Below are 288 nucleotides of genomic sequence, written 5' to 3'. Positions count from 1 at the left end.
GGGCGCCCTCTGGGGGGGGGGTGCGGCCCCCCCGCCTCCCCCGGGCGGGGGGGGGGGGCGGGCCCCCCCCCCCGCCCCCCCGACAGCTCAGGCGGAGGCGAGCGCCGCGTCGACCTGAGCGTCCGTCAGGCGCTTGAACTTGCGCGGCCGGGTGCGGGTGCGGTCGAGCACCGCGACCTCGAGCTGGTCGGCGGTGAGCACGCGCGGCGTGGTGTCGTCGTGGCCCAGAGCCTTGGCGGCGAGGGTGATCGCAGCCTCGAGCGCGAGTCCCTCCGTGTAGTGGTCCTT

The 288-nt window shown here is 78.5% G+C and carries 1 pseudogene; it reads right to left on the bottom strand.

Going from position 1 to position 288, the window contains the following annotated elements:
- Positions 1-87 precede the first annotated feature (87 nt).
- A pseudogene (locus PV363_RS14630) lies at positions 88-288 on the bottom strand (proteasome subunit alpha); the annotation flags it as partial.

This window comes from Mumia sp. (assembly GCF_028803055.1).
In the GTDB taxonomy this organism is placed as follows: domain Bacteria; phylum Actinomycetota; class Actinomycetes; order Propionibacteriales; family Nocardioidaceae; genus Mumia.
Note: the sequence above shows the minus strand (reverse complement) of the source record. Positions and strands in the feature narration are given on the sequence as shown.